Source organism: Cellulosimicrobium sp. SH8, from assembly GCF_025818875.1.
GTDB lineage: Bacteria > Actinomycetota > Actinomycetes > Actinomycetales > Cellulomonadaceae > Cellulosimicrobium > Cellulosimicrobium cellulans_D.
Genome location: NZ_JAMXMH010000009.1, coordinates 42027 through 66677 on the forward strand (window position 1 = coordinate 42027; position 24651 = coordinate 66677).

Here is a 24651-nt window from a genome sequence, read left to right on the forward strand (position 1 = left end):
CCGGGCGGTCCGCCGTGGGCTCAGCTCCGGCGGGCCTCGCGCGCGACCAGCGCCGCGGCGGCCGGGACCAGCGCGACCTCCGAGGGATCGAGGCCCGGGTCCGCGGCGCGGGTCCGCGCGGCGGCGTCGAGGTGCCCCTGGAGCGCAGGGTCGGCGAGGTGGAGGAACGCGTCGAGCAGGACCCGCGCGCCGGGCGCGAGCTCGTCGTCCTCGTCGGCGGCGACCTCCGCGAGGACGACGGCGGTCACGGCGAGGTCGAGTCCGGCCGGCCCGAGCCGGGCGTTCGTCCAGTCGAGGACGGCCGGGCCGTCGGCGGTGAGCACGACGTTCGCCGGGTGCAGGTCCAGGTGCACGACGCACCGGGGCCCGGCGGCGGGGCCGTCGAGGGCGGCGAAGGACGGCGCGGTGAGCGCCGCGTACGCCGGCTCGTGCGGTGCCGGCGGCGGGACCGCGTGCAGCGCGTCGTGCAGGGCGACGAGGATCCGGGCCGACGCGGCGAGCGACGTCCGGCCGCCGAGGATCGACTGCAGGAGCGTCGGGCCGCGCAGCAGCTCCATGGTGAGGTCGCCGTCCGTCGCGGCGTCGACGCGCGGGGCGGGGAAGCCCGCAGCGCGCACGTGCCGCATGACCTCGGCCGTGCCGACCGTGTCGGCCCCGGAGCGTGAGCGTCGCAGGACGCGGTCGGCGCCGACCGCGTACAGGTCGGCGTCGGCGCCCGAGAACAGCGGCGCTCCGAGCGAGGGGGCCATGAGCCGACGCTACGCCTCTCCTGCCCTCCTGACGAGGGCCGGGTACCGGCCCGCCCACGCATTTCCGCAAGAATGCCGTGCGCTAATTCCGTGCTATTCCTGCATTTCTTAGCAAGGCCTTCCTTGCTATACATCGCGGAATTCCGGGAATACCGTGGAGGTGGAAGCCCGGCCCACCACGGGTCCTCGGAGAACAGGAGATCGCGATGAGCAGCCTCACGGAGATGCCCCAGGTCGTCGAGTGTTCCATCGACGGGTGCGGGTACAACCACGACCACGGGTGCCACGCCGGCGCGGTGACCATCGCCGGTCACGCGGGCGACGCCGAGTGCGCGACCTTCATCCCGCTCGGGACCAAGGGCGGTCTCGAGAAGGTGCTCGCGCACGTCGGGGCCTGCCAGCGCACCGACTGCGTCCACAACGCCTCGCTCGAGTGCTCGGCCCCGTCGATCCGCGTGGGCGCCGGCGCGTCCGGCGAGGACAAGGCCGACTGCCTCACCTTCACCCCGCGCTGACGCGCGACCCCGACCTCTTCGGAGGCGGCCGGTCACCCGCCGGCCGCTGACGCCCCCGGTACGCCCCGGACCGCGCGCTCGCCCGCGTGGACCGGGGCGTCGCCGCGTCGTCGGTGGTCGTCGGTGGTCGTCAGCGCTGGAGCGCGTCGAGGAGCTGGACGGCGGCGGTGTGGGTGCGGGGGAGCGGTTCGAGCCAGACGCGCGGGGGCCGGCGCAGGATCGCCGTGACGCCCAGCGCGAGTCCCGTGCGCTCGATGTTGTGGCGGAGCACGGTGCGCAGCGTCTCGTCGTCGGCGCCGCGCTCCCCGAGGACGACGAAGAGCCCGTTGCCGAGGGAGGCCATGGGGTGGCCGTCGCCGAAGGTGTGCGTGAGCGCGCGACCCATCGCCGCCGACCGAGCGAAACGCTGCCACCCGGTCAGGTGGTCGAGCGCGACGTCGACGACGAGCAGGCCGTGCGTCGCGGCGGCGTCGACCCCCGCGCGCTGCGCGACGCCGTACGTCTCCCGCAGCCGTTGGACCAGGTACTGGGACGTCGCGAGGCCGGACTCGGGGTCCATCACCTCGGGCGTCACGGGGGTCGCCTCGTAGCCGTCGGACCACCCGACGGCGACCGCGCGGAGCAGGTCGGTCCCGGGTTCGCGGTCGTGCGTCCGGTACAGGCACACCACGTCGTCGATGGCCTCGCCGATCCCGACCCCCGCCTCGGCCCGCACCCGGCCGAGCCGCTCGGCGGCCGGTGTCCCGTCCCGCTCCTCGCACAGCGCCTCGACGAGGGCGTCGACGGCAGGGTGGTACCAGTCGCCCGGTCGCAGCCAGATGCGCTCGGCGCTCGCCCGGCGCCAGCGCTCGCGCACGGCGTCGGGAGCGGGCACGGTGTACCCGTGGAGGTGGTCCATGTAGATGAGACGGGCGAGCAGCCGATCCATGACGCGGGTCGGCGAGGAAGTTTCCGGGACCTCGCGTCCGGGGTGAAATGGGGCGAACGGGGAGGACTCCGGCCGTTACCGTTCCGTCGTCGGAAGCCCTCTGCCCCGAAGTTGGACGGGCGTCTACTATGGCCACCGTACGCCCCGGACCGGGGCGGTCTCCGGGGCGGGTGAGATGACGCAGGCGCAGGAACGGGTGTGGAGCGAGGCGTTCAGCGACGCCGAGCTCATCACGGCCGTGCGCGAGGGGGACACCAGCGCCTACGGCGCGCTGTACGAGCGCCACGCCGCCGCGGCCCGGACCGTCGCGCGCCAGTACGTCCGCTCCACCGCCGACGCCGACGACGTCGTCTCCGACGCGTTCGCCCGCACGCTGTCCGTGCTGCAGGGCGGGGGCGGGCCCGACGTCACCTTCCGCGCCTACCTCTTCACCGTCGTCCGGCGCCTCTCCTACGACCTCGTCAACGGTGCACGCCGCACCCAGCCGACGGACGACGAGCGCACCTTCGAGACGGCGTTCGGCCCCATGGCGTCCACCGAGGACCCGACCCTCGAGGGGTTCGAGCGCTCGACGGTCACGCGCGCCTACCAGGACCTCCCCGAGCGGTGGCGCGCCGTGCTCTGGTACACGGAGGTCGAGAACCTCTCCCCGGCCGAGATCGCGCCGATCCTCGGCCTCACCGCGAACGGCGTCTCCGCGCTCGCCTACCGGGCGCGGGAGGGCCTGCGGCAGGCGTACCTCCAGCAGCACCTGACGTCCGTGCCCGCCGAGGAGTGCCGCACGGTCAACGCGCTCCTCGGGTCGTACGTGCGCGGCGGGCTCGCCAAGCGCGAGACGGCGCGCGTGGAGTCGCACCTCGAGAGCTGCGGCGAGTGCCGTGCGCTCGTGCTCGAGCTGGGCGACGTGTCGCACGGCATGCGCGCCGTCATCGCCCCGCTGGTCCTCGGCGTCGGCGCGCTCGGCCTCGTCGGGACGGCCCTCCCGACGTTCGGCGGCGCGGCCGTCGCCGGCGGTGTGGGTGCCGCGCTGCAGGGGTCGTCCAGCGGGGGCGCGGGATCCGCGGGCGGGTCCGGGGCTGCCGGCGGGTCGGGCGGAGCCGGGGCGGGTGCCGGAGGCGCTGGCGCGGCCGGGACGAGCACGGCCGGGACCGGTGCCGCCGGCGGCGCGGGTGCCGCCGCGAGCGCGGCCGGTGGTTCCGGTGCTGCGGTCGGGGCCGGTGCGGCGTCCGTGGGTGGGGCAGCAGCCGCTGCCGGCGGTGCCGCCGCGGGCAGCGGCGCGCTCGCGGCCGCTGGCGCCGGCGGTCTCGTCGCCCTCGTCACGTCGGCACCGCTCGCGGCCGCCGCCGTCACGGTCGGGGTGCTCGCGGTCGCCGGGCTCGGGGTCGCTGGTGCCCTCGGCGTGTTCTCGTCGGACCCGGCGCCCACCCCGACCTCGCAGTCCTCCCCGTCCCCGTCCGCGTCGCCCGCACCGACCACGGGGACCACGACGACGCCGGACCCCACCACCGACCCGACGTCGCCCACGAACGTCCCGCCCGCCCCGACCGACCAGACCGCCGCCGGGACGGGCGACACGACCGGGACCGGCGGCGGGTCGCCCACGGACGGCACCACCCCGGTCGGGTCGACGCCGGGCACGACCACACCCGGTGGGTCCACCGACCCCGGCACCGGTACGCCCGCGCCGACCGACCCCGGGACGGGCACGCCCGGACCGACCGAACCGGGCACGCCGGAGCCCGCCCCCGCGGACCTGGGCCTCACGCTCGGAGCCGACGTCGTCCTCGTCGCGCGGCAGCCCGCCGACGTCCGGATGACGGTCTCCAACTCCGGCGGGCGCGCGGCGCAGAACGTCGCCGTCGAGGTCGACCTGCCGCCGGGCGTGGAGACCGTGACCTCGACGGTGGTCTCGCGCGGTGCGTCGGTCGCTCCCGCGCTCCGGACGGCGGCCCTGCCCTGCGGGCCGACGGCGGGTGGCGGCACGCTCACGTGCGCCATCGGCGTGCTCGCGCCCGGCGAGGTCCGGGACCTCGTCGTCACGGTCACGGCCCGGGGCGGCGGCACCTACGAGTTCCCCGCGCGCGTGACCGCGGACGGGCTCCCGACGGTCAGGACCAGCCTGAAGCCGCCGCCGCTCGACTACGTCGGTGCGGAGGTCCGGCTGGACGAGGAACGCGTCACGGTGCCCGCGAACCCGGGGGTCTCGCCGCTCACGCTGACGGCGACCAACACGGGCGACCGCGCCGCCCGCGGCGTGAGCTTCACGGTCCCGCGGTTGCCGGAGGGTCTGTCCGTCCGCCCGACGAGCGACGCGTGGACGTGCACCACGCAGGACTGGGCCCGCTCGCTCACGTGCGAGCGCGACGTCCTCCTGCCGGAACCGACGCGTGGTGCGGGAGCGGGCACCGAGGTGAGCCTCGACGTCGAGCTCCGGGCCGACGGCAGCTACGTGCCGTCCGCCCGGCAGGAGCCGGACGGGTCGATCCGCGTGGAGCCCGCCGCGTTCCCGGTGCAGGTCAGCGCCGGCGGCGCGGGCGGGGCTGTGACCGCGGAACGGACGATGACCGCTGAGGTGCCCCTCGCGTGGCTCGGTGCCGAGGACGTGCGCGTCCGCGCGGAGAACGTCGCCGGGGAGGTGCGGTACGTCGCGGAGGTCGTGAACACGACCGGGGCCCCGGTCACGGTCGACGTGGTCGTCCCCGACACGCCCGCCTGGTCGGACGCCGAGGTGCCGGGGCGCACGAGCGTGGACGAGAAGGCCGGGCTGACGGTCGACGTGAACGCGCCCTCGGTCCCCGAGAGCATGATCCTCCTCACGCAGGAGCGGCTCCTGGCCGGCGACCCCGTTCCCGCCCGGCCCGCGAGCGACCTCGCGCTCACGCTGGCGCCGCAGGCTATCGCGCCCACGGCTCCGGCGCCGTCGGTCGGGCAGTGCGTGTTCGACCCCGCGACGGACACGTCGTCCGCGCCCGTGAGCCTGACCTACGACAACCGGGCCTCGACCCTGCCGGTCGTGTTCTCCGTCGACGGCCGCCCCGACCTGACGGCGACGGTCGCGGGCGGGGCCACGCGGGTCGTCGACCTGCCGCGCGCCGGGGCGCAGGCGGCGACCTACACGGTGCGCGCCGACGGCCACGAGCTCGGCAGGCACACGGTGGGCACCGTCGACTGCTTCCGGTGGTCGGTGACGGGCAGCGCGTCCGCGGGCTGGTCCGCGGAGTCCCGGTCCGTCGTCGTCGAGGGCACGTTCCACAACGGCCACGCGGCGACGACGGTGCGCGTCGTCATGGACGCGGGCGACCTCGGGACGACCGAGGCCGTGGACGTCGCCCCGGGGGAGGACGTGACGCTCGCGCTCGACACGGGCTCGCGCGATGTCACGGCGGGCACGGTCGTCTTCCGCGCGACGCGGCTCGGCGGCCCCGCGGGCTCGCACACCGTGACGGCCTCGTACGAGACCGTCCGGCACGCACCGGCGGTGGACGTGCCGAGCGTCGGGAAGTGCGTGCTCGACCCGAAGACCGAGCTCTCCTCGGCAGCGGTCTCGCTGCGCTACGACAACACGCGGTCGTCGGTGCCCGTCGTCTTCTCGGTCGAGGGCCGGCGAGACCTGACGCGCACGGTCGACGGCGGTCGTGCCGTGACCGTCGACGTGCCCGGCGGCGTGGGCCAGGAGACGCTGCGCCTCGCGGTCCTCGCGGACGGCGCGCCGCTCGCCAGCCACGACGTGGAGGGCGTCGACTGCTTCGACTGGAAGAAGGTCGCCCACGCGGCCGACGCCGAGGCGTCGTGGGTGGTGGCGCCCGGGGCCGGCATCGGCACGTCCGTCGTGACCGGCACGTTCCACAACCCGTACGCCGCGACCACGCTGCGCGTGGGGATGTCGACGCCGCACGGCGACGCCGCGCCGGTCGACGTGGCCCCGGGCGCGGACGCGACGTTCACCGTGGACGCGAAGGCGCTGTCCGTCCCGGCCGGGACGGCGACGTTCACGGTCGAGCGCGCGGCGCCCGCCGGCCCGGGCACGAAGACGGTCGAGGCCCGGTACGCCGCCGTGACGTACACCCCGCGCTGGGCGACCTCCGCGACGGTCGACGCCCGCTGGCAGGACGGGTCGGTCAAGCTCGTCGGCACGCTGACCAACGACTCGCCCGAGACGATCGACGTGGTCATGTCGGCCGCAGGCTACGGGGACTCGGCTCCCGCGCAGCACGTCGCGCCCGGCGCGACCGCGACGCTCACCGTGGACACGCGCGCGCTCGACGTGAAGCCCGGCTCCGTCACGTTCCGCCAGTCGCGCTCCGTGCTCGGCACGCCGTTCACGGACGCGCGCCTCACGGCGAAGTACCAGGGCGACCGCTACGAGCCCGACTGGTCGGCCACCCCGACCGTGTCCACGCGGTGCACCGCCGGGACGGGTGGGGTCGTGCTCACCGTCGGGCTGCGCAACGACTCGGCCGAGGCGATGCACGTCGTCGCCCGCACGCCGTTCGGCGACCGCGACCTGGGCGACGTCGCCCCGGGGGCGAGCGCGGGCGCCGACGTCGCGACGGGCGCGCTCGCGGTCAAGGCCGGCAAGGTCGAGCTCGCGCTGTCGCGCACGGTGCTCGGGGTGCCCTTCACCGAGACGCTCACGGAGCGCTTCGAGGCGTTCGACTGCACGGTCGAGGAGCCGACGGCGAGCCTCGTCCTCGGCGACCCGTACTACGACGCGCAGCGCGGCCACTCGTACCGCGCCGTGTCGGTGCTGCTCGACAACTCGGGCTCGAACGTCCCGGTGACGTTCCGGGTCACGGGGCAGGCCAAGGGCGAGTGGACCGTCGGGGCCGGGGAGCGGCGCACCGAGAGCCTGGGCGAGGCCCCCTGGTCCGGGGCGACGTACGTCGTCCACGCGGGCTCGTGGACGGAGCAGCTCAAGGTCGACGACTTCACGGCCGTGGCCGCGTGCGCCCCGGAGTGGGAGGCGGGCGTCTGGTACGACCACGACACCGAGGTCTCCTACCGCGGCTGGAACTACACGGCGCGCAACGGCAGCGTCTTCGTACGGCCGGACCACGACCCGCTCGGGCTGTTCTGGCAGCGCGGCGCGCGCTGCGGCGAGGGCTGAGGGCCGCGACCTCTCGCTCGCCGGTGAGGGCGCGTGGTCGGCGAGCGGGCTACGGCAGGACGTCCGCGAGCGCGTCGTCCACGGGCCGGTCGCCGCCGACGAGGTCGAGGACGAGCCCGGCGGACCGCGGCTCGTGGAGCACCGCGGCGAGGACGAGCGCGACGTCGTCGCGCGTCACGTCCGAGCGCTCTCCGACGGCGGCCCCGGGCTTGCGGCGCTTGCCGCGCGGCTTGTCCGTGTCCCCGACGGGCGCGAGCGCGACGAGGCCGACGCCCGGGTCGTCGGTGAGGTGTCCGGGGCGCACGATGGTCCAGGCGAGGTCGTCGCGGGCGCGCAGGTCGTCCTCGGCTGCGGCCTTGGCGCGCAGGTAGGCCCAGAACACGTCGTCGACGTCGTCGGGCCGCTCGTCGGCGCGTGCCGCCTCGACGCCGCGGGACGAGACGAGGACGTAGCGCCCGACGCCCGCGCGCTCGGCGGCGTCGGCGAGCAGCGCCGCGCCCGCCCGGTCGACCGTGTCCTTGCGCGGTGCCCCGCTGCCGGGACCGGCGCCGGCCGCGAACACGACGGCGTCCACGCCCTCCAGCTCGAACGACACCGCGACGGCGTCGTCCTTCTCGAGGTCGATGAGCGCGACGTGCGCGCCCAGCTCGGTGAGGTCCGTGATCTGCGCGGCGGACCGCACGAAGGCGACGACGTCGTCACCCCGCTCCACCAGGGTCCGGGCCAGGCGACGGCCGACCTGGCCGTGACCTCCCGCGATGACTGTGCGCATGGGCCGAACGTATCGCCGTGCGGGCGAGTGCGCCCGGCGAGCGGCGGAGCCCTGGTCGACCCTGCCGCCGGGACGCCGGGCGTCCCGGGGCGGGGTTGCGCTGCCGGGCGCGTGGTCCCCCACGTACCCCCACGTCGACCGCGGCCCGGCAGCGCGGGTCCTCAGGCGGCGTCCCCCGTGCCGCCGAGGACGACGGGGGTCTGCGGGTCGAACCGGTAGCCGAGCCCGCGGACCGTGGTGATGACGTGCTCCAGCCCGAGCTTCTCGCGCAGGCGGCGCACGTGGACGTCGATGGTGCGGCTGCCCGCGGCGACCTCGTGGTCGGCCCACACGGTCTCGAGCAGCTCGGCCCGTGTCACGACGCGGTGCGCCGTCCGGGCGAGGTAGGACAGGAGCTCGAGCTCCCGGAAGGTCAGGCGCGCGGACCGGCCCTCGACCGTGACCGTGCGGCCCGCGGGGTCGATGACGACGCGCGGCACGGGCGACAGGGTCGCGAGCCGCTCGCGGAAGGCCGCGATGTCCTGCACGGGCGACGACGTCGCCGTCGTGGGCTCGGCGAGCGCGAGGGCCGTGTACGTCTCGGCGCTCGGCAGCCAGTCGCGGGCGAGCTCGCCCAGGGCCTCGGCGAGCTCGACGAGCTGGGCCTGGGGCTGCTCGCCCGGCGCGGCGTCGACGCCGACGTAGAGCACGAAGCCGGGGTTGCGGCGGGGGGCGGCCTCCGGCGTGGCCGGGCGGGTCGACGGCACCGCCGGGTGCTGAGCGGCGGGGCGCTGCGGGGCGAGGGCTCGGGGCGCGGCGGCGCGGGCCGAGGTGCGGCGGGCGGGACGGGTAGCGGTGAGCGTCATGGTGGCTCCGGGTGCGTCGGGCCGACGGCGTCGCCGGGGAACCGGCGGGTCGGCAGGGGTCGAGGGCTGAACCGAGGTGCGGGAGAGGGTTCAGGCCTGACAACAGACGCACATGACCGCGCCCGGGAGCGCGCCGGACGGCGCGCTGGCGGGACGGGTCCAGGTGCTCACGGGAGCGAGCATGGCAGCGGACCGCGCGGTACGCCAAGGGGAGCCCGGGAACTTCTCAGCATGCGGACCGCGGGAGTCTCGCGTTCCGGGCTCAGGCGCCGACGTCGGGTGGCGCGGCCGAGGTGGGTCGCGCGCGTCCGCCCAGGTGGGACGGGTCAGACGACGCCGTAGAGGCGGTCCCCGGCGTCGCCGAGGCCCGGGACGATGTACGCCTTCTCGTTGAGGCGCTCGTCGACCGCCGCGACCACGAGGTGGACGTCCACGCGGTCGCCGACGGCGTTCTCCAGCACCTGGATCCCCTCGGGCGCGGCGAGGAGGCAGACCGCCGTGACGTCGCGTGCCCCGCGCGCGAAGACGTAGTCGATCGCGGCCACGAGCGTGCCGCCCGTCGCGAGCATCGGGTCCAGGAGGAAGACGTGCCGACCCGTCAGATCGTCGGGGAGGCGGTTCGCGTACGTGACGGCCTCGAGCGTCTCCTCGTCGCGCTGCATGCCGAGGAACCCGACCTCCGCCGTCGGCAGGAGGCGCGTCATCCCCTCGAGCATCCCCAGGCCCGCGCGCAGGATCGGCACGACGAGCGGACGGGGCTCGGCGAGGCGCACGCCCACCGTCGTCGTCACGGGCGTCTCGATCTCGTGCGGCTCGACCCGCACGTCGCGCGTGGCCTCGTAGGCGAGCAGCGTGACCAGCTCGTCGACGAGGAGCCGGAACGTCGGGGACGCCGTCTCCTTGTTCCGCAGGACGGTCAGCTTGTGGGCCACGAGCGGGTGGTCGGCGACGTGCAGGCGCATGGCGACAACGGTATCCGACCGCGGGCCCTCCCGTACCGCCCGGTAACCGCCCGCCGTGCGCGAGTTGTCAGCGCCACACCGGTCTATAGCCTGGTGAGGCGCTGACAGCTCTCCGTGCCACCGAGGTGTCAGCACCTCGTCGCGACATGGCGCGACGTGCCGCTGACACCTCGGAGGTCCCGTGCCCGACGACGTCGCTCACCCCGGCGACCCCGCCCACCCGGGCGAGGGGCCGGCGTCGGGCACCCAGGGGCCCGCGTCGGGTACCGCGGGGCCCGCGTCGGGCACGACGGCGGTCGGCGGCTCCCCGGAGCCGCGCGGGCTCGACCTGCCGTGGGCGGACGGGACGTTCCCGCCGGGCACGGTCGCGCGGCGCCGTCAGGTCTGGGACGCGCTCATGGGGCTCGCGCTGCACGAGGCGACCCACGCGCTCGCGAGCGACGACGTGCCCGTGGGGGCGCTCGTCGTCGGGCCGGACGGGCGGCTGCTGGGCGTGGGACGCAACCGGCGCGAGGAGACCGGCGACCCGACCGCGCACGCCGAGGTGCTCGCCCTGCGGCAGGCCGCCGCGACGCTCGGGGAGTGGCGGCTCGAGGGCTGCACGCTCGTCGTCACGCTCGAGCCGTGCGTCATGTGCGCCGGGGCGCTCGTCCTCGCGCGCGTCGAACGGCTCGTGCTGGGCGCCTGGGACCCCAAGGCCGGTGCGACCGGCTCGGTCTGGGACCTCGTGCGCGACCAGCGCGCCAACCACGCCGTGGAGGTGGTCGGCGGCGTCCGCGAGGACGAGTGCGGCCGGCTCCTGCGCGACTTCTTCGCCGCCCAGCGCTGAGCCTCGCCGCCACCGGAGACCACGACCCCGCACCTCGTCGAGCACGACGTTGCTGTCGTTCTCGGCCGGATGCCGACAGCAACGTCGTGCTCGGCGTCAGCGGGGGAGGGCCTCGGCGAGGGTGGTGAGGGTCTCCGTCGTGCCGGCGTCGACCTTGAGCGTCGCGAGCGGGTCGCCGCGCGTCCAGCCGCGGTTGACGATGACGACCGGCTTGCCCGCCTTCGCCGCGTGCCGCACGAACCGCAGCCCGCTCATCACCGTCAGCGACGAGCCCGCCACGAGCAGAGCGTCGCCCTCGTCGACCATCGCGTACGCCCGGTCGACCCGCTCGCGCGGCACGTTCTCCCCGAAGTACACGATCTCCGGCTTGAGCACCCCGCCGCAGAACTCGCACGGCGCCGGGCGGAAGTGCGACGTCTGCTCGATCACCGCGTCCGCGTCCGGCGCGATCTCCACGTCCGCGACGTCACCGATGCTCTCGATGAACCCCGGGTTGAGCGCCGTCAGCCGGTCCGCGAGGTGCTCGCGCGAGATGACGCGCCCGCACTGCAGGCAGATCACACGGTCGTAGCGGCCGTGCAGGTCGATGACGTTCCGGCTGCCCGCGTCCTCGTGCAGGAGGTCCACGTTCTGCGTGATCAGCCCGACGAGCACCCCCGCGTCCTCCAGCCGCGCCAGCGCGCGGTGGCCCGCGTTGGGCTGCGTACGGTGCACGTGCTGCCAACCGACGTGGTTGCGCGCCCAGTAGTGGCGGCGGAACGCCTCGTCCTGCACGAACTGCTGGTACGTCATCGGGTTGCGCGGCGGCGAGTCGGGGCCGCGGTAGTCCGGGATGCCCGAGTCCGTCGACAGCCCCGCGCCCGTCAGCGCCGTGACCCGCAGCCCGCGCAGCAGCCGCACGGCGTCCTCCGCCGTCCCCAGCGGCGGCTCCGGCTCCGTGCCCGACGGCGGCGGCTGGCTCGGGCGCCACGCGAGCCGCGACGTCAGGGTCGGGACGGTCGACCGCGGCAGGTCCGCGGAGGACGTCGCCACATGAGCAGGAGAAGCGGTCGGGGGTTCGGTCGAGCGCGGGGGAGTCGGGTCGGTGGGCACGCCTCCCACGGTACGACGGCCCGCGAGGTAGAGCCGTGGTTCTTGTGTTCGACGGCGGTCTGGTCACCTTGGGTGGTCGGGGTGGGTGGTGGTGCCGCGTCTACCATCCGCCGCTCGTTCCTCGCGGCTCCCGCCAGGCCCGCCACGACGCGGCACCACCACCCACCCCGACCGGCGTCGTCTCGCCCTGGTCTCCGCTCGCCTCGGGCGACTGCCCGCCGGGTCGGATCCGATATGCGCAGCGCGGTGTGACCACAGCTCTGCCTCGTGTGACCAGGGCCCTACCTCGACGGACCTGGGTTCTACCTCGACAGGCCGCGTTCGTTCGTCGGCGGGGAGGGCACTGCCCGGCGGCCGTGGTGGCCGCCGGGCAGGACGCTCGGATCAGGGCTGTCCGGGGCGGACGGCGTCGGTCAGGACTCGGTGGTGCCGTCCTGGGTGGTGGTGCTGTTCTGGGTGCCCGGGCGGTTGGGCCGGCCGCCCATGCCGCCGCCGGTCCACTCGCCCGCGACGGCGGTCACGGAGCCGGCGGGGGTCGTCACCGTGTAGGTGTCGCCGGTCGTCACGTCGGGCGAGGAGACGACGACGTTCGCCGTCTCCTTGGTGACCGTGTACTCGGCGAGGACGGTGCCGTCGGCGGTCGTGACGGTGACGGTGTCGCCGACGCTCGCGGACACGTTCGCCGCGAGCCAGCCCTGCGCGGAGTCCGTGGACGGCACGACGACCATGCCCGCGCTGCCCGCCGCGAGGAGCGACCCGCCGCTGACGGTGAACGTGCCGTTGACGTCGAGCGCGCCGTTGCCGTCGTTCGTCGGACCCTGGACGACGATCTCGCCGCCCGTGACGGTGAGCGAGCCGTTCGAGTCGATGCCGTCGCCGCCGGCGTCGACGGCGAGGGTGCCGCCGGAGATCGTCAGCGTCGAGCCGTCGTCGGTGTCCATGCCACCACCCATGCCGCCGCCCGCACCGCCGGGGCCGCCCTGGGGCATCTCGGTGCCGTCGGGGAGATCGCCGCCCTGAGGGGGTTCGGGCATCTGGCCGTCGGCGGGCATCTCCGGCGGGGTGCCGTTGGCCGCAGTGCCGTCCGGGGGCTCTGGCATCGTGCCGTCCGCGGTCGTGCCCGGCGCGGTCCCGTCGGGCGCCGAGCCGGTCGAGCCGTCGCCTCCGGCCGAACCGTCACTGCCGGTCGAGCCGTCGTCGCTGGTCGAGTCGCCGCCGGTCGCTGTCTCGTCGGTCGTCGACCCCACGGTCGCGTTGAGGCCGTCGTCGCTCGCCGTGACGTCGAGGTCGCCGCCGGAGATCGTGATGGCTGCGCCCTCGATGCCCTCGACGGACGTCGAGACGGTGAGGTCGCCGCCCGAGACGGTGACGTCCCCGTCGGCGTGGACGCCGTCGTCGCCGGACGACAGCTCGACGGTCCCGCCCGAGACGGAGACGGCGCCGTTCGAGTGCAGCGCGTCGTCGGCGGCGTCGACAGTGATCTTCGCGTCGTCACCGACCACGACGCCGACGTCGCCCTGGAGGCCCTTCGCCGAGGCGTCCTCGGCGAGTTCGGCGCCGGCTCCGCCCGCGGCGGTCACGGACAGCGTCCCGCCGGAGACGATGACGTCGGTGACGGCCTGCACGCCGTCGTCGCCCGACGCGATGGTGATCGACCCGCCGCGCACGTCGACGAACCCGAGGGTCTCGTCGCCGTCTTCCGTGGACTTCAGCCCGTCCTTTGCGGCGGTGACGTCGAGCGTCCCGCCCGTGACGACGAGGTAGTCCTTGCCGCGGATCCCGTCGTCGCCCGCGTCGACCGTCAGCTCGCCGCCCGCGACGACGAGGCCGTCCTTGGAGACGATGCCGTCGTTCGCGTGCGACGTCACGGTGAGCGCCCCGTCGCCGCCGATCAGGAGGTCGGCCGTCGAGAAGAGCGCGCCGTCGGGCTCGCCGTCGGCGTCCTGGGCGGAGTACGTCTCGGCGTCGGTGAGGCTGTTGCTCGACCCGTCCGCGAGGACCACGGCGACCTTCTCCGCGTCCTGCACGTTCACGGCGGCGTTCGTCGTCGAGGTGATGTCCGCGCCGTCGAGCACGAGCTGGACCAGCCCGTCCTCGGCGGTGTCGACGACGACCTGCCCCTCCAGCGTGCCGCTCAGCACGTACGTGCCGGGGGCGGTGATCGTGACGGTCGAGCCGTCGACGGTCACGCCGTCACCGTCCGCCGAGGCGGTGTCGCCGTCCAGCGCGACGGTCACCGCGGAGGACTCGTCGTACGCGAGGTCGGCGTCGTCCACCGTCACCTCGGCGTTGTCAGCGCGGGCCTCGTCGGGCGTGAGCCCGGCGACGGCGTCGGAGACGACGCTCGCGGTGGTCGTCGCGTTCGTGTCGGTCGTCGCGGTGTCCGTGGTCGCCGTGCTGCCCAGCACGGAGCAGCTCGCGAGGACGGCGGCCGCCGCGGCGGCGGTGAGGGTGGTCAGGGGTCGGCGGATGCGCATCAGAGGCTCCTGTCGTCGTGCCCGGGGGTGCGGGCGGGAGGGGTCGTGGTCCCCGCGGGCGCGGTCGCGCCGGGGGAGGGGGAGAGGTGGCGCCGGATTACGCGGCGCCACGGGCCGTCGGGCAGGTCGGGGCGCAGGAGCGCCAGCCCGGTGCCGTACTTGGAGATCCGCTCGGGCCGGTGGCCGTGCCGCCACAGGAGGCGGTCGAGGTCCGACGGCGTGGAGCCGCCCTTGGTCTCGACGACCACCAGGTGCGGGACCCGCCACGTGAGCGGCGCGTGCGCGCCCGGCTGGTCGAGCTGCCACGTGAGGCCCGTGTCGACCGTGGCGCGCGCGGCGCCGTCGGCCCGGGGGAGGAGCAGGGTCGTGCGGTGGTACCGCGACACGAGGCCGGGGGCGAGCGCGCGCTCCGGCACGTCGTCGATGCCCTCGGCCGCAAGGGTCCGCCCGACGAACGTGCGGCCCGCGCCGAGCGCCGTCGGGCACTCGTCGTGCGCGACGCGCTGCTTGAGCGTCGTGCCGCGCGCGGCGCGGGTCTTGACCTCGAGGAAGGTCGTGCCCGAGTCCAGGTACGTCCGGGTGCGGACCTTGAACCGCCGACGGCGGCGCGTCGCCGTGAGGCGGAACGACGCGAGGTCGGGGGTGTCGAAGTACACCGACTCGTACGCCGCGCTGCGCGCGCCGTCGATCTCGAGGACCCGCGCGCCGGTCGTGGGGGTGAGGGCGCCGAGGACGGTGAGTGCGTCGTCGACCGGCAGGACGTACTTGCGGTCGACCCGGGTGAGCAGCGCGGCCGCGTCCACGAGCTCGTCGAGGCCGACGCCGTCGAGCGGGTAGAGGACGGCGCGGACACGGTCGTCGGCCGTCACGGTCCGGGGGCTCATGCGCGCACCTCCGTCCGCTCGGGCCCGGCCGCCGGTGCGGGCGTGGTGGCCGCTGCCCGGGTGGGAGGGGTCGACGGGATCGCTTGGGCGACCGGCGCGAAGGGCGCGGCCTCGCGCGGGACCGGGAGCACGGCGTCGGGCACGAGGAGGGGCGCGGCGGCCGCCGGGGCAGGAGCCGGCGTCGCACGACGGCCGGTGCGCGGCTCGGTGTAGCGGACGTCCACCCAGGTGGTGTCGTTGACGAGGTCGAGGCGCTGGACGCTCACGCCGCGGACCTCGGCGCCGAGGAGCTCCTCCAGGTAGTGGGTGAGCTCGGCGCGGTCGGCGAGGGCGCGGTCGACGACGACGCTCTGGCTCTGCGCGCGGCGCAGGACCCGCGGGTGGTCGACGACGGCCATCACGCCGACGACGAGCGCCGTGCCCGCGAGGGACAGCCAGCCGGTCGTCGCGCCGAGGCCGCCGAGGAGGCCGAGCGCGAGGGCTGCGAAGTAGTACGCGACCTCGGTCTGCGACAGCTCGGTCGAGCGGAGCCGGATGATCGACAGGACGCCGAAGAGACCGAGCCCCAGCCCGGCGCCGACGCTGCTCGTCGCGAGCGTCGCCGCGACCGCGAGCACCCCCACGTTGACGCCGAGGTACGCGACCACGAGGTCGCGCCGGCGGTGCCGGGGGAAGTAGAGGCCGAACGCGAGGACGGTGACCGCGACAAGGTCGACGAGGTACAGGACGGGCTGGGACACGAGGCCTCCGGGTGCCGGGGCGCTGGGCGCCGTGGTCGAGGACGTTCCCATTCCGCCGGGGGAGTCTGTGCGGTCGCTGTGGAGGGCACAGGGTGCGTGTATGAGTCCCGTCCAGCCGGGCGTCGCCCGGAGCTCACGCCGGGCGCCGCGGCGCTCGCGGCCCCGTGACCGGGGTCACGGCCGCACGCACAGGCGGCGATGTTAGCCTCACCTAAGTCACCGACGAGAGGTTGTCATGTCGACCACCACCGCGCCCGCGCCGCGGCGCGCCCGCCCCCAGACGGTCCTCGAGGTCCTCGAGACCGCGTGGCTCTCCCCGCACCTCGTGCGGGTCGTGGCCGGGGGCGACGGGTTCGCCGCGTTCACCACGAACGAGCACAGCGACAAGTACGTCAAGATCATCTTCGCCAAGCCCGAGCTCGGGCTGGAGCCGCCCTACGACCTCGCGGCGCTGCGCGACGCGCTCGCACCGGAGGACCTGCCGGTCACCCGCACGTACACCGTGCGGTGGGTCGACGAGGCGGCCCAGCGGCTCGCGATCGACTTCGTCGTGCACGGCGACGAGGGCCTCGCCGGGCCGTGGGCCGCGCGTGCGAAGCCCGGCGACCGGATCGTCTTCTCCGGCCCCGGCGGCGGGTACGCGCCCGACCCGGCCGCCGACTGGCACCTGCTCGCCGGCGACGACTCCGCGCTCCCCGCGATCGCCGCCGCGCTCGAGGCCATGCCGCGCGACGCCGTCGGGCACGCCGTCCTGGAGGTCGGCACCGAGGCGGACCGGCTCCCGCTCGAGGCGCCCGTCGGCGTCGAGGTCACCTGGGTGCTGCGCGGCGACGCGCCCGCCGGGACGACGACGCTCCTGCCCGACGCCGTCGCCGACCTCGCGTGGCGCGAGGGCCGCGTGCACGTCTTCGCGCACGGCGAGCGCGAGGCCATGAAGGCCCTGCGCCGCGTGTTCGCGGAGCGGGGCGTCCCGCGCGCCGACCTGTCGCTCTCCGGCTACTGGGCCTACGGCCGCGCGGAGGACCGCTTCCAGGCGGAGAAGCGCGAGCCCGTCGGCCAGATCTTCGAGGACTGAGGAAGACCCACCATGCACAGCACCGTACGCACCGTCCGTGCCCGCCGAGCTCTCGTGGGCGCGGTCGCGGTCGCGACGCTCGCGCTCACCGCCGCCTGCTCGAGCGGCGACCCGGGCGACGACGCGGACCAGGGCGACCCGTCGGCGTCGGGCACCGAGAACGGCGACGCGTTCCCCGTCACCATCCCCACGGCGTTCGGCGACGTCGAGATCCCGGAGGAGCCGACCCGCGTCGTCGCCCTCGGCTGGGGCGACGCCGAGACGGCGCTCGCGCTCGGCGTCCAGCCCGTCGGGGCGAGCGACTGGCTCGCGTTCGGCGGCGACGGCGTCGGGCCCTGGCTCGACGGCGCGTACGACGAGTCGCCCGAGATCATCGGCACGCTCGAACCCTCGTACGAGCAGATCGCCGTGCTCGACCCCGACGTCATCCTCGACACGAAGTCGTCGGGCGACCCGGAGCGGTACGAGCGGCTGTCCGAGATCGCGCCGACCGTCGCGATCCCCGAGGGTGGCGAGGCCTACCTCACGCCCATGGAGGACCAGGTGGGCATGATCGCCGCCGCGCTCGGGCGCAGCGACGCCGGCGACGAGCTGCTCGCCGAGGTCGACGACGCGTTCGCCGCCGCGCGCGACGAGCACCCCGAGTTCGCGGGCAAGACCGCCGTCATCGGGTCGTACTGGGCCGAGGGCTTCGGCGCCTACGTGTCGACGTCCGCCCGAGGCGAGTTCATCCAGGGCCTCGGGTTCAGCACGAAGCCCGAGATCGACGAAGCCGCCGGCGAGGAGTTCTCCGCCAACCTTGGCACCGAGAACGTCGACCTGCTCGACGCCGACCTCACGGTGATCCAGCCCATCGGCTTCACCGCTGCCGACGTCGAGGCTCTGCCGCAGTTCCAAGCCGTGCCGTCCGTCGCCGCCGGGCGCTACGTCGTGTTCGACGACGAGGACCTGTCCAGCGCCTTCTCGCTCGGCACGCCCACGGCCGTGATCTACGCGATCGACAACGTCGTGCCGCTGTTCGCGGACGCGCTCGGCGGGTCCTGACGGGTCGTGCCCGACGGCGCGGGGCGGGCCGGGTGGTCCGCCTCGCACGGTCGCCGGGCGGGTCTCGGTTCGGGGTGCGGGCCGGGGTCGTCGGGCGGCCTGACCGGCCGATTCGGTGTCCGGGGGTCTGACCAGGTATCCTTCCTGGGCCGGGATTCCCGGCGAAGGTAGCGTGTCCGAGTGGCCTAAGGAGCACGCCTCGAAAGCGTGTGTGGGTGAAAGTCCACCGTGAGTTCGAATCTCACCGCTACCGCCACCCGAAGGGCCCCACCCGCAGAAACCTGCGGCTCTGGGGCCCTTCGTCGTTCCCGATCCACGATCTACCCACGATTTTGGGGTTCGGCGCCGAGCTCGTCGGCGCGTGAGATCAGCTGGTCGATCACCTCGCGCAGGTCGGGCGCGACGTGGAGCCGCCTCACGTAGTGGCGCTTCGTCGTCGTCTCGTCAGAGTGACCGAGCAGCATCGTCGCGTTGGTTAGCGAAGTGTTGTTCGCTACCTGCGTCGCCACCGTGAACCGTCACGGGTTTCGTGCCGTCTTCATGCTGGCTGCGGCTCCGGGTGGAGGGCAGTGGTTGCAGCGTAGTGGGCTGCTTCGGCCTCGGCCGGGGTGAACATCGCGAGGGTGGGGTGTAGTCGGCGGTGGTTCCACCAGACGACCCAGGCCATGGTCGCCATCTCGACGTCGGTCAGGTTCTTCAGCGGTCCGGTCGCAAGGGGGCCGGGTCTGATGCACTCGTTCTTGAACAGCCCGATGATCGACTCCATCAGGCAGTTGTCGTAGGCGTCCCCGACGGTGCCGATCGACGCGGCGATGCCCTGCAGTGCCAGGTGCTCGGGGTAGCGCACGGACACGTATTGAGACCCGGCGTCCGTGCGCCGTCAGCTGCCCCGCGATGATCGGGTGCTGCTGCTGGTCACGGGCCCAGCAGGCCATGCGCAGCGGGACCAGGACGAGGTCGGTCGGGTGCTCATCGCGCGCCACCCGATGATGCGCTGGGCGAACACGTCGACGACGAACGCGACGTAGGCGAACCCGGCCCAGGTCCGGACGTAGGTGAAGTCGGCCACCCAGACCCGATTCGGCACCGGCGCGCGGAAGTCGCGGTTGAGCAGGTCCCCGGCACGCACCCCGTCCTTGGCCCGGATCGTGGTGCGGTGCGCCCGGCGGCGTCGCAGCCCGTTCCAGCCGTGCTCACGCATCAACCGGTCTACCGTGCAGTGCGCCACGACCAGACCCTGGCGGCGCAGCATCGCGGTCGTCTTGCGCCGCCCGTACAGCGACTCCGGCGTCGCCCGCCCCTGGGCGTCCACGCGCAGCGATCGGATCGCGTCGACGACGGCCGCGTCGGACACCGTCCGGGCTGCCGGTGGCGCCACCGCCCAGGACCGGTAAGTTCTCGCGGCGACCTGCACTCCCTGCTCACGCAGGACGGTGCAGACCGACTCGACCGCGAAGCCCTGGCGTCTCATCCGATCGATGAACCCCATGATCCGCGGCCGCGGGAGTCGAGCTCTCCCGCGAAGAAAATCGAGGCCGCACGCAGAATCGCGTTCGCCTCGGCCAGTCGCTTGTTCTCCGCTTTGAGCCTGCGGATCTCCTCCGACTCCGCCGATGTCACACCCGGTCGGGCACCGTCGTCGATGTCAGCCTGCGCCACGCAGCGGCGCAACGACTCCCGCGCGATCCCGAGCTGGGCGCCGACCGCGACCGACGCCGCCGTCACCGACCCGGAGTCGCCCATGTGCTCACGCACCATCCGCACCGCCCGAGCCTTGACCTCGGGGTCACACTTCTTCGGCATCTCGCCATCCTTCATCACAAGGAAGCGGCAGAGAACCCGTGACGATTCAGGGTCGATGATGTGAGGCGCGGTCATCGTGATGCCCCGTTCGAGGGTCCTGTGAAGGGTTCACTCGAATGATCACGCGGTGGCCGCTCCTAGTCACGGCGAACAAGCCGGCGACGATGCCAGCGACCGCGCTACACCACTCTGCGGGACTCAACTCCAATGAGGGTCTCGAAAACGAATGATCGCCGCCGCATTCGTCGCCTTTGCGTCGGCATCCCATGCCGCGGTACTCAGTCGCTCTAGAGCCTGATCGCGTTCGATACGTGCGACGACCGCCGTACGACCCTGCGATTCATCCAGGTTGCTGTAACCTCGTGGCACCACTTGGCAACGATGGAGGCCGGGCGTACTCATGGAATTTTGGGCTGAAGTTCTAGCTGGGATTGTCGGAACGGTTGCCGCGGGAGCTCTCGGCGCCCTGGCGGTCCTTCTCTTCTGGGATCGTGTAAGGCAGCGTCTACTCGTGGACCCGAATCGGGTCCCACTCGTTGAACTTGACCAAGACGCTCAGACCGTACGAAACATCGGCGTGGAGACGGCCGTCAACACGCGCCTCTATCACATCCTGGTTCCATCGATCGTTGGGCGTGCTGATGAGGGTAAAGTCAGAGTTTCGTTCGTTACCTCGCTGCCGAACCTGATGACTGGGGAGACGCGATCCGTCGCAGCCCCGATGTTGTGCGGCGTCGTCAACAAGGAAGCGTTCCTACTCCAGTACCAGAACGCCGCTGGCACCGTGTTTCAGGCCGTGATCGAACCTGGGTCTCCCCGCGGCGATGCGCAGATCCTACATCCTCCACGCCGGCTCCGCTGGCGTGATCGTCGATTCCTCCTCGACTCTGACCCAACGTTCGAGTCAGACACAACGCTCGCGCCCCGAATTACGAATGACGTGGGTGTAGTCCAAATGTTCATCCACGGCGAGCAGGCGCTGTCAGTGGATGGTGGTTCCGAGTCAAAGAGTCAGCCCTCCTCGTCGCTCCTCTGAGTCTCCAATCTGGCCAGACCGTGACGTTCATTTCCGATGCCCGCCGCCGAGGCCTTTCCAGCCATGGGCCATCGACTGATCAGTCAGTTGATCCGTCAACAAGGCTCTTCAGAATGTCCGCTGCGACCTTTGATGGATCGGGCGCCACAATGTGACACTCTGAACATGACGTCCAAGTTGCAGGGTTTTCCTGGCCGCAATGGGTGCATACCCAGTCATTGCGCGGCGCCGATGTCGTCAGTTCGAGAATGGAGCGCACCTCCGGACTGTCTTCGGCTCCGATTGACCGCAGTGCTGCCACCACGACCGCCAGATCCGTATCGCCCAAGAGGCGAGCGAGGTCTGGATCCACAGCCCCTGGGATGACTCTCGAGCGCAAGCGCTCCGCAGCGACCTGGCGGAGGGCGGGGGACGGCGAGTCCACCCATTCACGCACGATCGGATCGCGCCTAAAGTGTGCAAGTGTGTGTCCAACGATCCATTCATGCCGTCGGTTCTGCCCCATGCTGGGCAGCGCTTCTTCAAGGGCGGGAACGATTATCCCCGCTGGACCTTGGGACATGGCCGTAGCTGCGACGGCCGTAATCCCCGCTGGCTGATATAGTGCACTGGAGAGAACCGCGGATATTCTGGCCGCCTCAGTGTTGTCCTCACCCCAGGCCTCAATCTTCCGGCGGCTCGAGGCGATGTCTAGCGCATAGAATGGAGCGTGCCCGAATGTCTGAACTCGATGGTATGTAATTTCCGCCTCTGCTACTAGCGTCCCGGGATTAAAGCCAGCCAGTTCGCGGATGCAATCTACGAATTCAAGCCATTGGTCGAACCTTTCCCGAGGTGGCCACGCCGCAGTAGAGTTGAGGTTCAGCGTCTGGAAGAAGTCGGCCAGTTCATCAAGCGAACCTGCCTCGAATGGTGACAGTTCTGCTCGAGGACCGGTCCTGAGGTGTTCGAGCAACTTCTCGGGACCAGATGTGTCAATGTCTGCGAGCCGGCCAAATCCTGCAACTAGCGCTTCGTCTTGCTCGGCCAGTACTTCGCGTACCTCTTGCGCAAAGCCCGCGGCCTCGAGCAGAACCCTAAGTTGCTCCTGGAGACCCCTGCCAACCTTTGTCAGCAGGGCGAGCGCGAGCCGAGCCGCCTCGTCGCTCGGCCCGACCAGCGCCATTGCGGCATCCGCAATCACATCGGAGTAAAGCCGATTGATTCTGAGCGTGGACCACGGATCTTCAGGAACTCCCGAGCGTGAGCCGAGCGGGGGTAGCGGCTCGATGCGCAGCGCCTCAAGGAGGAGGGGGTCATACGTGTCGCCATTAGCACCAGCTTTTAGGCAAATTGCGGCTCGTCCGATAATCTGATAGTTCTCAGGGTATCGACTGAGAGTCCCTTCGAGTGTGTCCGGCAGCGCCTCGCGAGGGAGCGACCGGAGCATCAGTTCGAATGCATACCAGCCTTCTGCATCTGGACGGTACGCCTCATCGGCCAGCGCCATTCCTAGCTGAGCAAGTGTTGCTGCCAGTGGCCTCGCCCCTTGGCGTACCGCGGTTGCCGCTGCGACCAGAAGGTTGGTAGAGCCACTGGTTGCGGACGATTGCACCAACTCGTTTGCTATGCTTGGCTCGAGAGCGGCGGCAAGAATGACCGGCTCGAACCGTTCGTCTGAGACGCGAGCCGCGACCCACGTCGGCTGATCCTCGGGCGGGACCCGCCCCGCGGCATTCAGGGCATCGCCGATATCGAGAAGGAGTTCCGTTCTGGCGGTGACAGTAGGCGGATCGCCGGACATTACGAATGTTCCTAGTTCATCCCAGAAATGAGCGATCGTCTCCGCGCCGGAGGATGCAGCACCGCGTGGCATCCCCCAGTCTTTCGTGAGCAAATCACTCACGGCCGACGTAATCGTCGACAATGGTGCATGACCGCCTTCTTCTGCCAGTGCTGCGGCTTCGACTGCGAATGCTTCGAGCATCACCGCGGCACTTTCCGAGGGAGCAAGTGTCGCGACTTGAAGACGTGGGTCACGGTTGGCCTCGCGCCGACGTACCGATGCTTCGATCGCCGCGTGCAGGACTCCAGCCCTGCTGGTCGGCAGCATCGCGCTTTGCCGGTCTGAGGCCTGAAGTGCGAGAAGTACCGGCAGGAGCGGTGTCTCTGCGAGAACCGGATCCCTCTCAAGTGCGGCCTTCACCCACGAGGCGCGATCGTCGATCCACGAGGTCTCGTCATTCAAGCCGCGTGCGTCGGCAACGGCCCCGATGACAGCGCGAACGGTGCGATCGCTCTGGCTTGGTTTCACGAGGCGCATATCGTCCCACCCGAGCGAGGACGCTTGCGAGTATGCGACGTCACGGGTTGCAAGCAGGACGGGTACTTCTCCGCTCACACGCTCGATCAGATCGGCGATCTCCGACACCACGTAGCCCCGGCGTCCGTGCGTCTCGTCGAGGGAGTCGAGCATGACGGCCACGCGTCCGTCAAGGAGCCCGTCTTCGAGTCTGGATCTGACGAGGTCCCGGTGTGCAGAGGGCAAGTCCCTGACCGCCGAGTCGAGAAGCCGGTCCAAGAAGCTCACCGACCGGTCTCGGCCGTCCACGTCTCGGAGCGAAGCGACTAGAGGCAACGGTGCCGCTATTGCCTCCGCCAAGACAGCTGCCGCGGCGGCGACCGCAACGCTCTTGCCTCCGCCGGGGAGGCCGGTGAGCAGGATGCGCCGACGGCGTAGGAGGCTCCAAGGTAGTGACTCCGAGTCCCTCGAGTCACCGCCGCGTGGAACACAGTTCACGCTGGAGTCCATGTCGATAAGGGGGATCGGCGGGATCGAAGCGCCCAGTGGTCGAAGGTCAATCTCAGTACCGCGCTTGCGCAGCATCGCTCGGTAGCTGTCCAGCGCCTCGATCTCCGCCGCCGCAGAGGCAGCGGCGGAGTCACCTGCGACAATGGTGTATCCCTCATCCTGCAGTACACGAACCCATCCCTCGACCGCGTACCCGCCACGCAGGCGCGCGACGCGGCCGCATCTGGCGATAAGGTCGCGCCAAACACGGGCAGGCGCCGCGTCCGGCGTCACAACGCCAGCCAGCATGTGCTGAGCTTGTTGGGCGCCCAGCGACTCCTCTTCCTCTAGGTCGATCAACGTGATGAAGGCGCAGCGCCGAACCAACTCGCGGTCTTCCTCGGGCAACTCGTTCAGAAGGCCGTCGAGCTTCGCCAAGGCGCTCGATTCGCCGCTCGTAGGGTTGCCCGGTATGTCAGTCCTGTGCCGCTCCAGTGCAGTCGCAAGATCGCGAATCGCTCCGCTTCCCGAGCCCGCGATTGCGACGAGTCGATCCCGATTGGGGTCAAGATCATCCTTCGCCGCAGCTATCCACTGCGCAACTACTTTCTTGAAGGTGGGTCCGAACTCAAGCCGTCGCTTCGCTTGCACCAACGCCCGGCACCCGGACTTGAACTCGATGAGCACGTCGTCGACGTGCTCATCCGTTTCGAGTGCGACGCCAGCTACCTGCGCCGCTGGCAGCGGAACGCCAAACTTGGGCAGAGGCATGCCCGCCAGTGCATGTGCGACTGCATACGCTGCAACAGCCCTTCTGAACTCGACGCCACCATCGCCGCTCGCGCCGCCGATGGCGCCCCGTTGTGCACGGGCAGATGAGGATTGCGACACGAGTGCAGGCTACCGAGTCGCACCGCTTGAGGGGGAGATGGGGCCCAGTCGCGGACTATCCGCTCTGGCGCTCCGGCGCACGGCGGTGAACGCCACTGCCTAGGGCCTGTTTCGGAAGTGGTGTCTGACCTG

The 24651-nt window shown here is 72.3% G+C and carries 17 protein-coding genes, 1 tRNA gene and 1 pseudogene; 7 read left to right on the forward strand and 12 right to left on the reverse strand.

The features are described from left to right. Positions 1 to 20: 20 nt before the first annotated feature. Positions 21 to 749, reverse strand: coding sequence for an aminoglycoside phosphotransferase family protein (locus tag NF338_RS13290; protein WP_264031226.1), 729 nt, complete (start codon positions 747 to 749; stop codon positions 21 to 23). Positions 750 to 955: 206 nt separating this feature from the next. Between NF338_RS13290 and NF338_RS13295 the strand changes: the two genes are divergently transcribed. Beyond that, complete coding sequence (locus NF338_RS13295; protein WP_087470018.1) at positions 956 to 1264, forward strand: DUF1540 domain-containing protein; 309 nt, start codon at positions 956 to 958, stop codon at positions 1262 to 1264. Positions 1265 to 1394: 130 nt separating this feature from the next. Here the strand turns inward: NF338_RS13295 and NF338_RS13300 are convergent, their stop codons facing one another. After that, a complete protein-coding gene (locus NF338_RS13300; RefSeq protein WP_264031227.1) occupies positions 1395 to 2192 on the reverse strand; it encodes a hypothetical protein in 798 nt (265 codons plus the stop codon). A gap of 175 nt (positions 2193 to 2367) precedes the next feature. Here NF338_RS13300 and NF338_RS13305 point away from each other — a divergent pair, with 175 nt between their 5' ends. Then, complete coding sequence (locus NF338_RS13305) at positions 2368 to 7299, forward strand: sigma-70 family RNA polymerase sigma factor (RefSeq protein WP_264031229.1); 4932 nt, start codon at positions 2368 to 2370, stop codon at positions 7297 to 7299. 49 nt (positions 7300 to 7348) lie between these two features. Here NF338_RS13305 and NF338_RS13310 read toward each other — a convergent pair whose 3' ends face one another. The 3 genes from NF338_RS13310 to upp all read right to left on the reverse strand — a co-directional run bounded on the left by NF338_RS13310 (position 7349) and on the right by upp (position 9878). Beyond that, a complete protein-coding gene (locus NF338_RS13310) occupies positions 7349 to 8071 on the reverse strand; it encodes an NAD(P)-binding oxidoreductase (protein ID WP_264031230.1) in 723 nt (240 codons plus the stop codon). 161 nt (positions 8072 to 8232) lie between these two features. Then, on the reverse strand, positions 8233 to 8916 hold the full coding sequence (locus NF338_RS13315; protein ID WP_264031231.1) for a winged helix-turn-helix domain-containing protein: 684 nt from the start codon (positions 8914 to 8916) through the stop codon (positions 8233 to 8235). Between the two features lie 326 nt (positions 8917 to 9242). Further along, positions 9243 to 9878, reverse strand: a complete 636-nt coding sequence (gene upp, locus NF338_RS13320; protein ID WP_087470014.1) for a uracil phosphoribosyltransferase — start codon at positions 9876 to 9878, stop codon at positions 9243 to 9245. A gap of 397 nt (positions 9879 to 10275) precedes the next feature. On the opposite strand from upp, the gene NF338_RS13325 reads away from it, so the two are divergent. After that, positions 10276 to 10707 carry a nucleoside deaminase gene (locus tag NF338_RS13325; protein ID WP_205206896.1) on the forward strand — a complete coding sequence of 144 codons (432 nt, stop codon included), beginning with the start codon at positions 10276 to 10278 and terminating at the stop codon, positions 10705 to 10707. Between the two features lie 96 nt (positions 10708 to 10803). Here the strand turns inward: NF338_RS13325 and NF338_RS13330 are convergent, their stop codons facing one another. From NF338_RS13330 to NF338_RS13345, 4 genes are all read right to left on the reverse strand, one after another. Then, positions 10804 to 11628, reverse strand: coding sequence for an NAD-dependent protein deacetylase (locus NF338_RS13330; protein WP_264031392.1), 825 nt, complete (start codon positions 11626 to 11628; stop codon positions 10804 to 10806). A 584-nt stretch (positions 11629 to 12212) separates the two neighbouring features. Then, complete coding sequence (locus tag NF338_RS13335) at positions 12213 to 14276, reverse strand: carbohydrate-binding domain-containing protein (RefSeq protein WP_264031232.1); 2064 nt, start codon at positions 14274 to 14276, stop codon at positions 12213 to 12215. Continuing rightward, on the reverse strand, positions 14276 to 15160 hold the full coding sequence (locus tag NF338_RS13340; protein ID WP_264031233.1) for a polyphosphate polymerase domain-containing protein: 885 nt from the start codon (positions 15158 to 15160) through the stop codon (positions 14276 to 14278). Before NF338_RS13340 ends, NF338_RS13335 begins: the two co-directional genes overlap by 1 nt. Beyond that, positions 15157 to 15900 (reverse strand): DUF4956 domain-containing protein, encoded by a 744-nt coding sequence (locus NF338_RS13345; RefSeq protein WP_318783077.1) that lies wholly within the window; start codon positions 15898 to 15900, stop codon positions 15157 to 15159. Before NF338_RS13345 ends, NF338_RS13340 begins: the two co-directional genes overlap by 4 nt. Before the next feature lie 235 nt (positions 15901 to 16135). Here NF338_RS13345 and NF338_RS13350 point away from each other — a divergent pair, with 235 nt between their 5' ends. The 3 genes from NF338_RS13350 (at position 16136) to NF338_RS13360 (ending at position 18275) form a co-directional block, all read left to right on the forward strand. Beyond that, complete coding sequence (locus tag NF338_RS13350) at positions 16136 to 16975, forward strand: siderophore-interacting protein (RefSeq protein ID WP_264031234.1); 840 nt, start codon at positions 16136 to 16138, stop codon at positions 16973 to 16975. A 12-nt stretch (positions 16976 to 16987) separates the two neighbouring features. Continuing rightward, positions 16988 to 18019, forward strand: coding sequence for an iron-siderophore ABC transporter substrate-binding protein (locus tag NF338_RS13355; protein ID WP_264031235.1), 1032 nt, complete (start codon positions 16988 to 16990; stop codon positions 18017 to 18019). A gap of 166 nt (positions 18020 to 18185) precedes the next feature. Next, a tRNA-Ser gene (locus NF338_RS13360) sits at positions 18186 to 18275 on the forward strand. 64 nt (positions 18276 to 18339) lie between these two features. Here NF338_RS13360 and NF338_RS13365 read toward each other — a convergent pair. Together NF338_RS13365 and NF338_RS13370 are read right to left on the reverse strand one after the other, a co-directional pair. Next, positions 18340 to 18528, reverse strand: coding sequence for a hypothetical protein (locus NF338_RS13365; protein WP_264031236.1), 189 nt, complete (start codon positions 18526 to 18528; stop codon positions 18340 to 18342). Between the two features lie 29 nt (positions 18529 to 18557). Continuing rightward, a pseudogene (locus tag NF338_RS13370) lies at positions 18558 to 19822 on the reverse strand (IS3 family transposase). 577 nt (positions 19823 to 20399) lie between these two features. Between NF338_RS13370 and NF338_RS13375 the strand changes: the two are divergent. Further along, positions 20400 to 20858, forward strand: a complete 459-nt coding sequence (locus NF338_RS13375) for a hypothetical protein (RefSeq protein ID WP_264031237.1) — start codon at positions 20400 to 20402, stop codon at positions 20856 to 20858. 79 nt (positions 20859 to 20937) lie between these two features. On the opposite strand, the gene NF338_RS13380 is transcribed toward NF338_RS13375, so the two are convergent. Further along, positions 20938 to 24399 carry a HEAT repeat domain-containing protein gene (locus NF338_RS13380; protein WP_264031238.1) on the reverse strand — a complete coding sequence of 1154 codons (3462 nt, stop codon included), beginning with the start codon at positions 24397 to 24399 and terminating at the stop codon, positions 20938 to 20940. Between the last annotated feature and the right edge of the window lie 252 nt (positions 24400 to 24651).

What these genes read in the sequence shown, in the direction of transcription:
- NF338_RS13305 (WP_264031229.1), top strand. Translation starts at nt 2,368, where the DNA reads ATGACGCAGGCGCAGGAACGGGTGTGGAGCGAGGCGTTCAGCGACGCC.
- NF338_RS13335 (WP_264031232.1), bottom strand. Translation starts at nt 14,276, where the DNA reads ATGCGCATCCGCCGACCCCTGACCACCCTCACCGCCGCCGCGGCGGCC.
- NF338_RS13315 (WP_264031231.1), bottom strand. Translation starts at nt 8,916, where the DNA reads ATGACGCTCACCGCTACCCGTCCCGCCCGCCGCACCTCGGCCCGCGCC.
- NF338_RS13290 (WP_264031226.1), bottom strand. Translation starts at nt 749, where the DNA reads ATGGCCCCCTCGCTCGGAGCGCCGCTGTTCTCGGGCGCCGACGCCGAC.
- NF338_RS13340 (WP_264031233.1), bottom strand. Translation starts at nt 15,160, where the DNA reads ATGAGCCCCCGGACCGTGACGGCCGACGACCGTGTCCGCGCCGTCCTC.
- NF338_RS13350 (WP_264031234.1), top strand. Translation starts at nt 16,136, where the DNA reads ATGTCGACCACCACCGCGCCCGCGCCGCGGCGCGCCCGCCCCCAGACG.
- NF338_RS13355 (WP_264031235.1), top strand. Translation starts at nt 16,988, where the DNA reads ATGCACAGCACCGTACGCACCGTCCGTGCCCGCCGAGCTCTCGTGGGC.
- NF338_RS13380 (WP_264031238.1), bottom strand. Translation starts at nt 24,399, where the DNA reads ATGCCTCTGCCCAAGTTTGGCGTTCCGCTGCCAGCGGCGCAGGTAGCT.
- upp (WP_087470014.1), bottom strand. Translation starts at nt 9,878, where the DNA reads ATGCGCCTGCACGTCGCCGACCACCCGCTCGTGGCCCACAAGCTGACC.
- NF338_RS13295 (WP_087470018.1), top strand. Translation starts at nt 956, where the DNA reads ATGAGCAGCCTCACGGAGATGCCCCAGGTCGTCGAGTGTTCCATCGAC.
- NF338_RS13310 (WP_264031230.1), bottom strand. Translation starts at nt 8,071, where the DNA reads ATGCGCACAGTCATCGCGGGAGGTCACGGCCAGGTCGGCCGTCGCCTG.
- NF338_RS13325 (WP_205206896.1), top strand. Translation starts at nt 10,276, where the DNA reads ATGGGGCTCGCGCTGCACGAGGCGACCCACGCGCTCGCGAGCGACGAC.
- NF338_RS13300 (WP_264031227.1), bottom strand. Translation starts at nt 2,192, where the DNA reads ATGGATCGGCTGCTCGCCCGTCTCATCTACATGGACCACCTCCACGGG.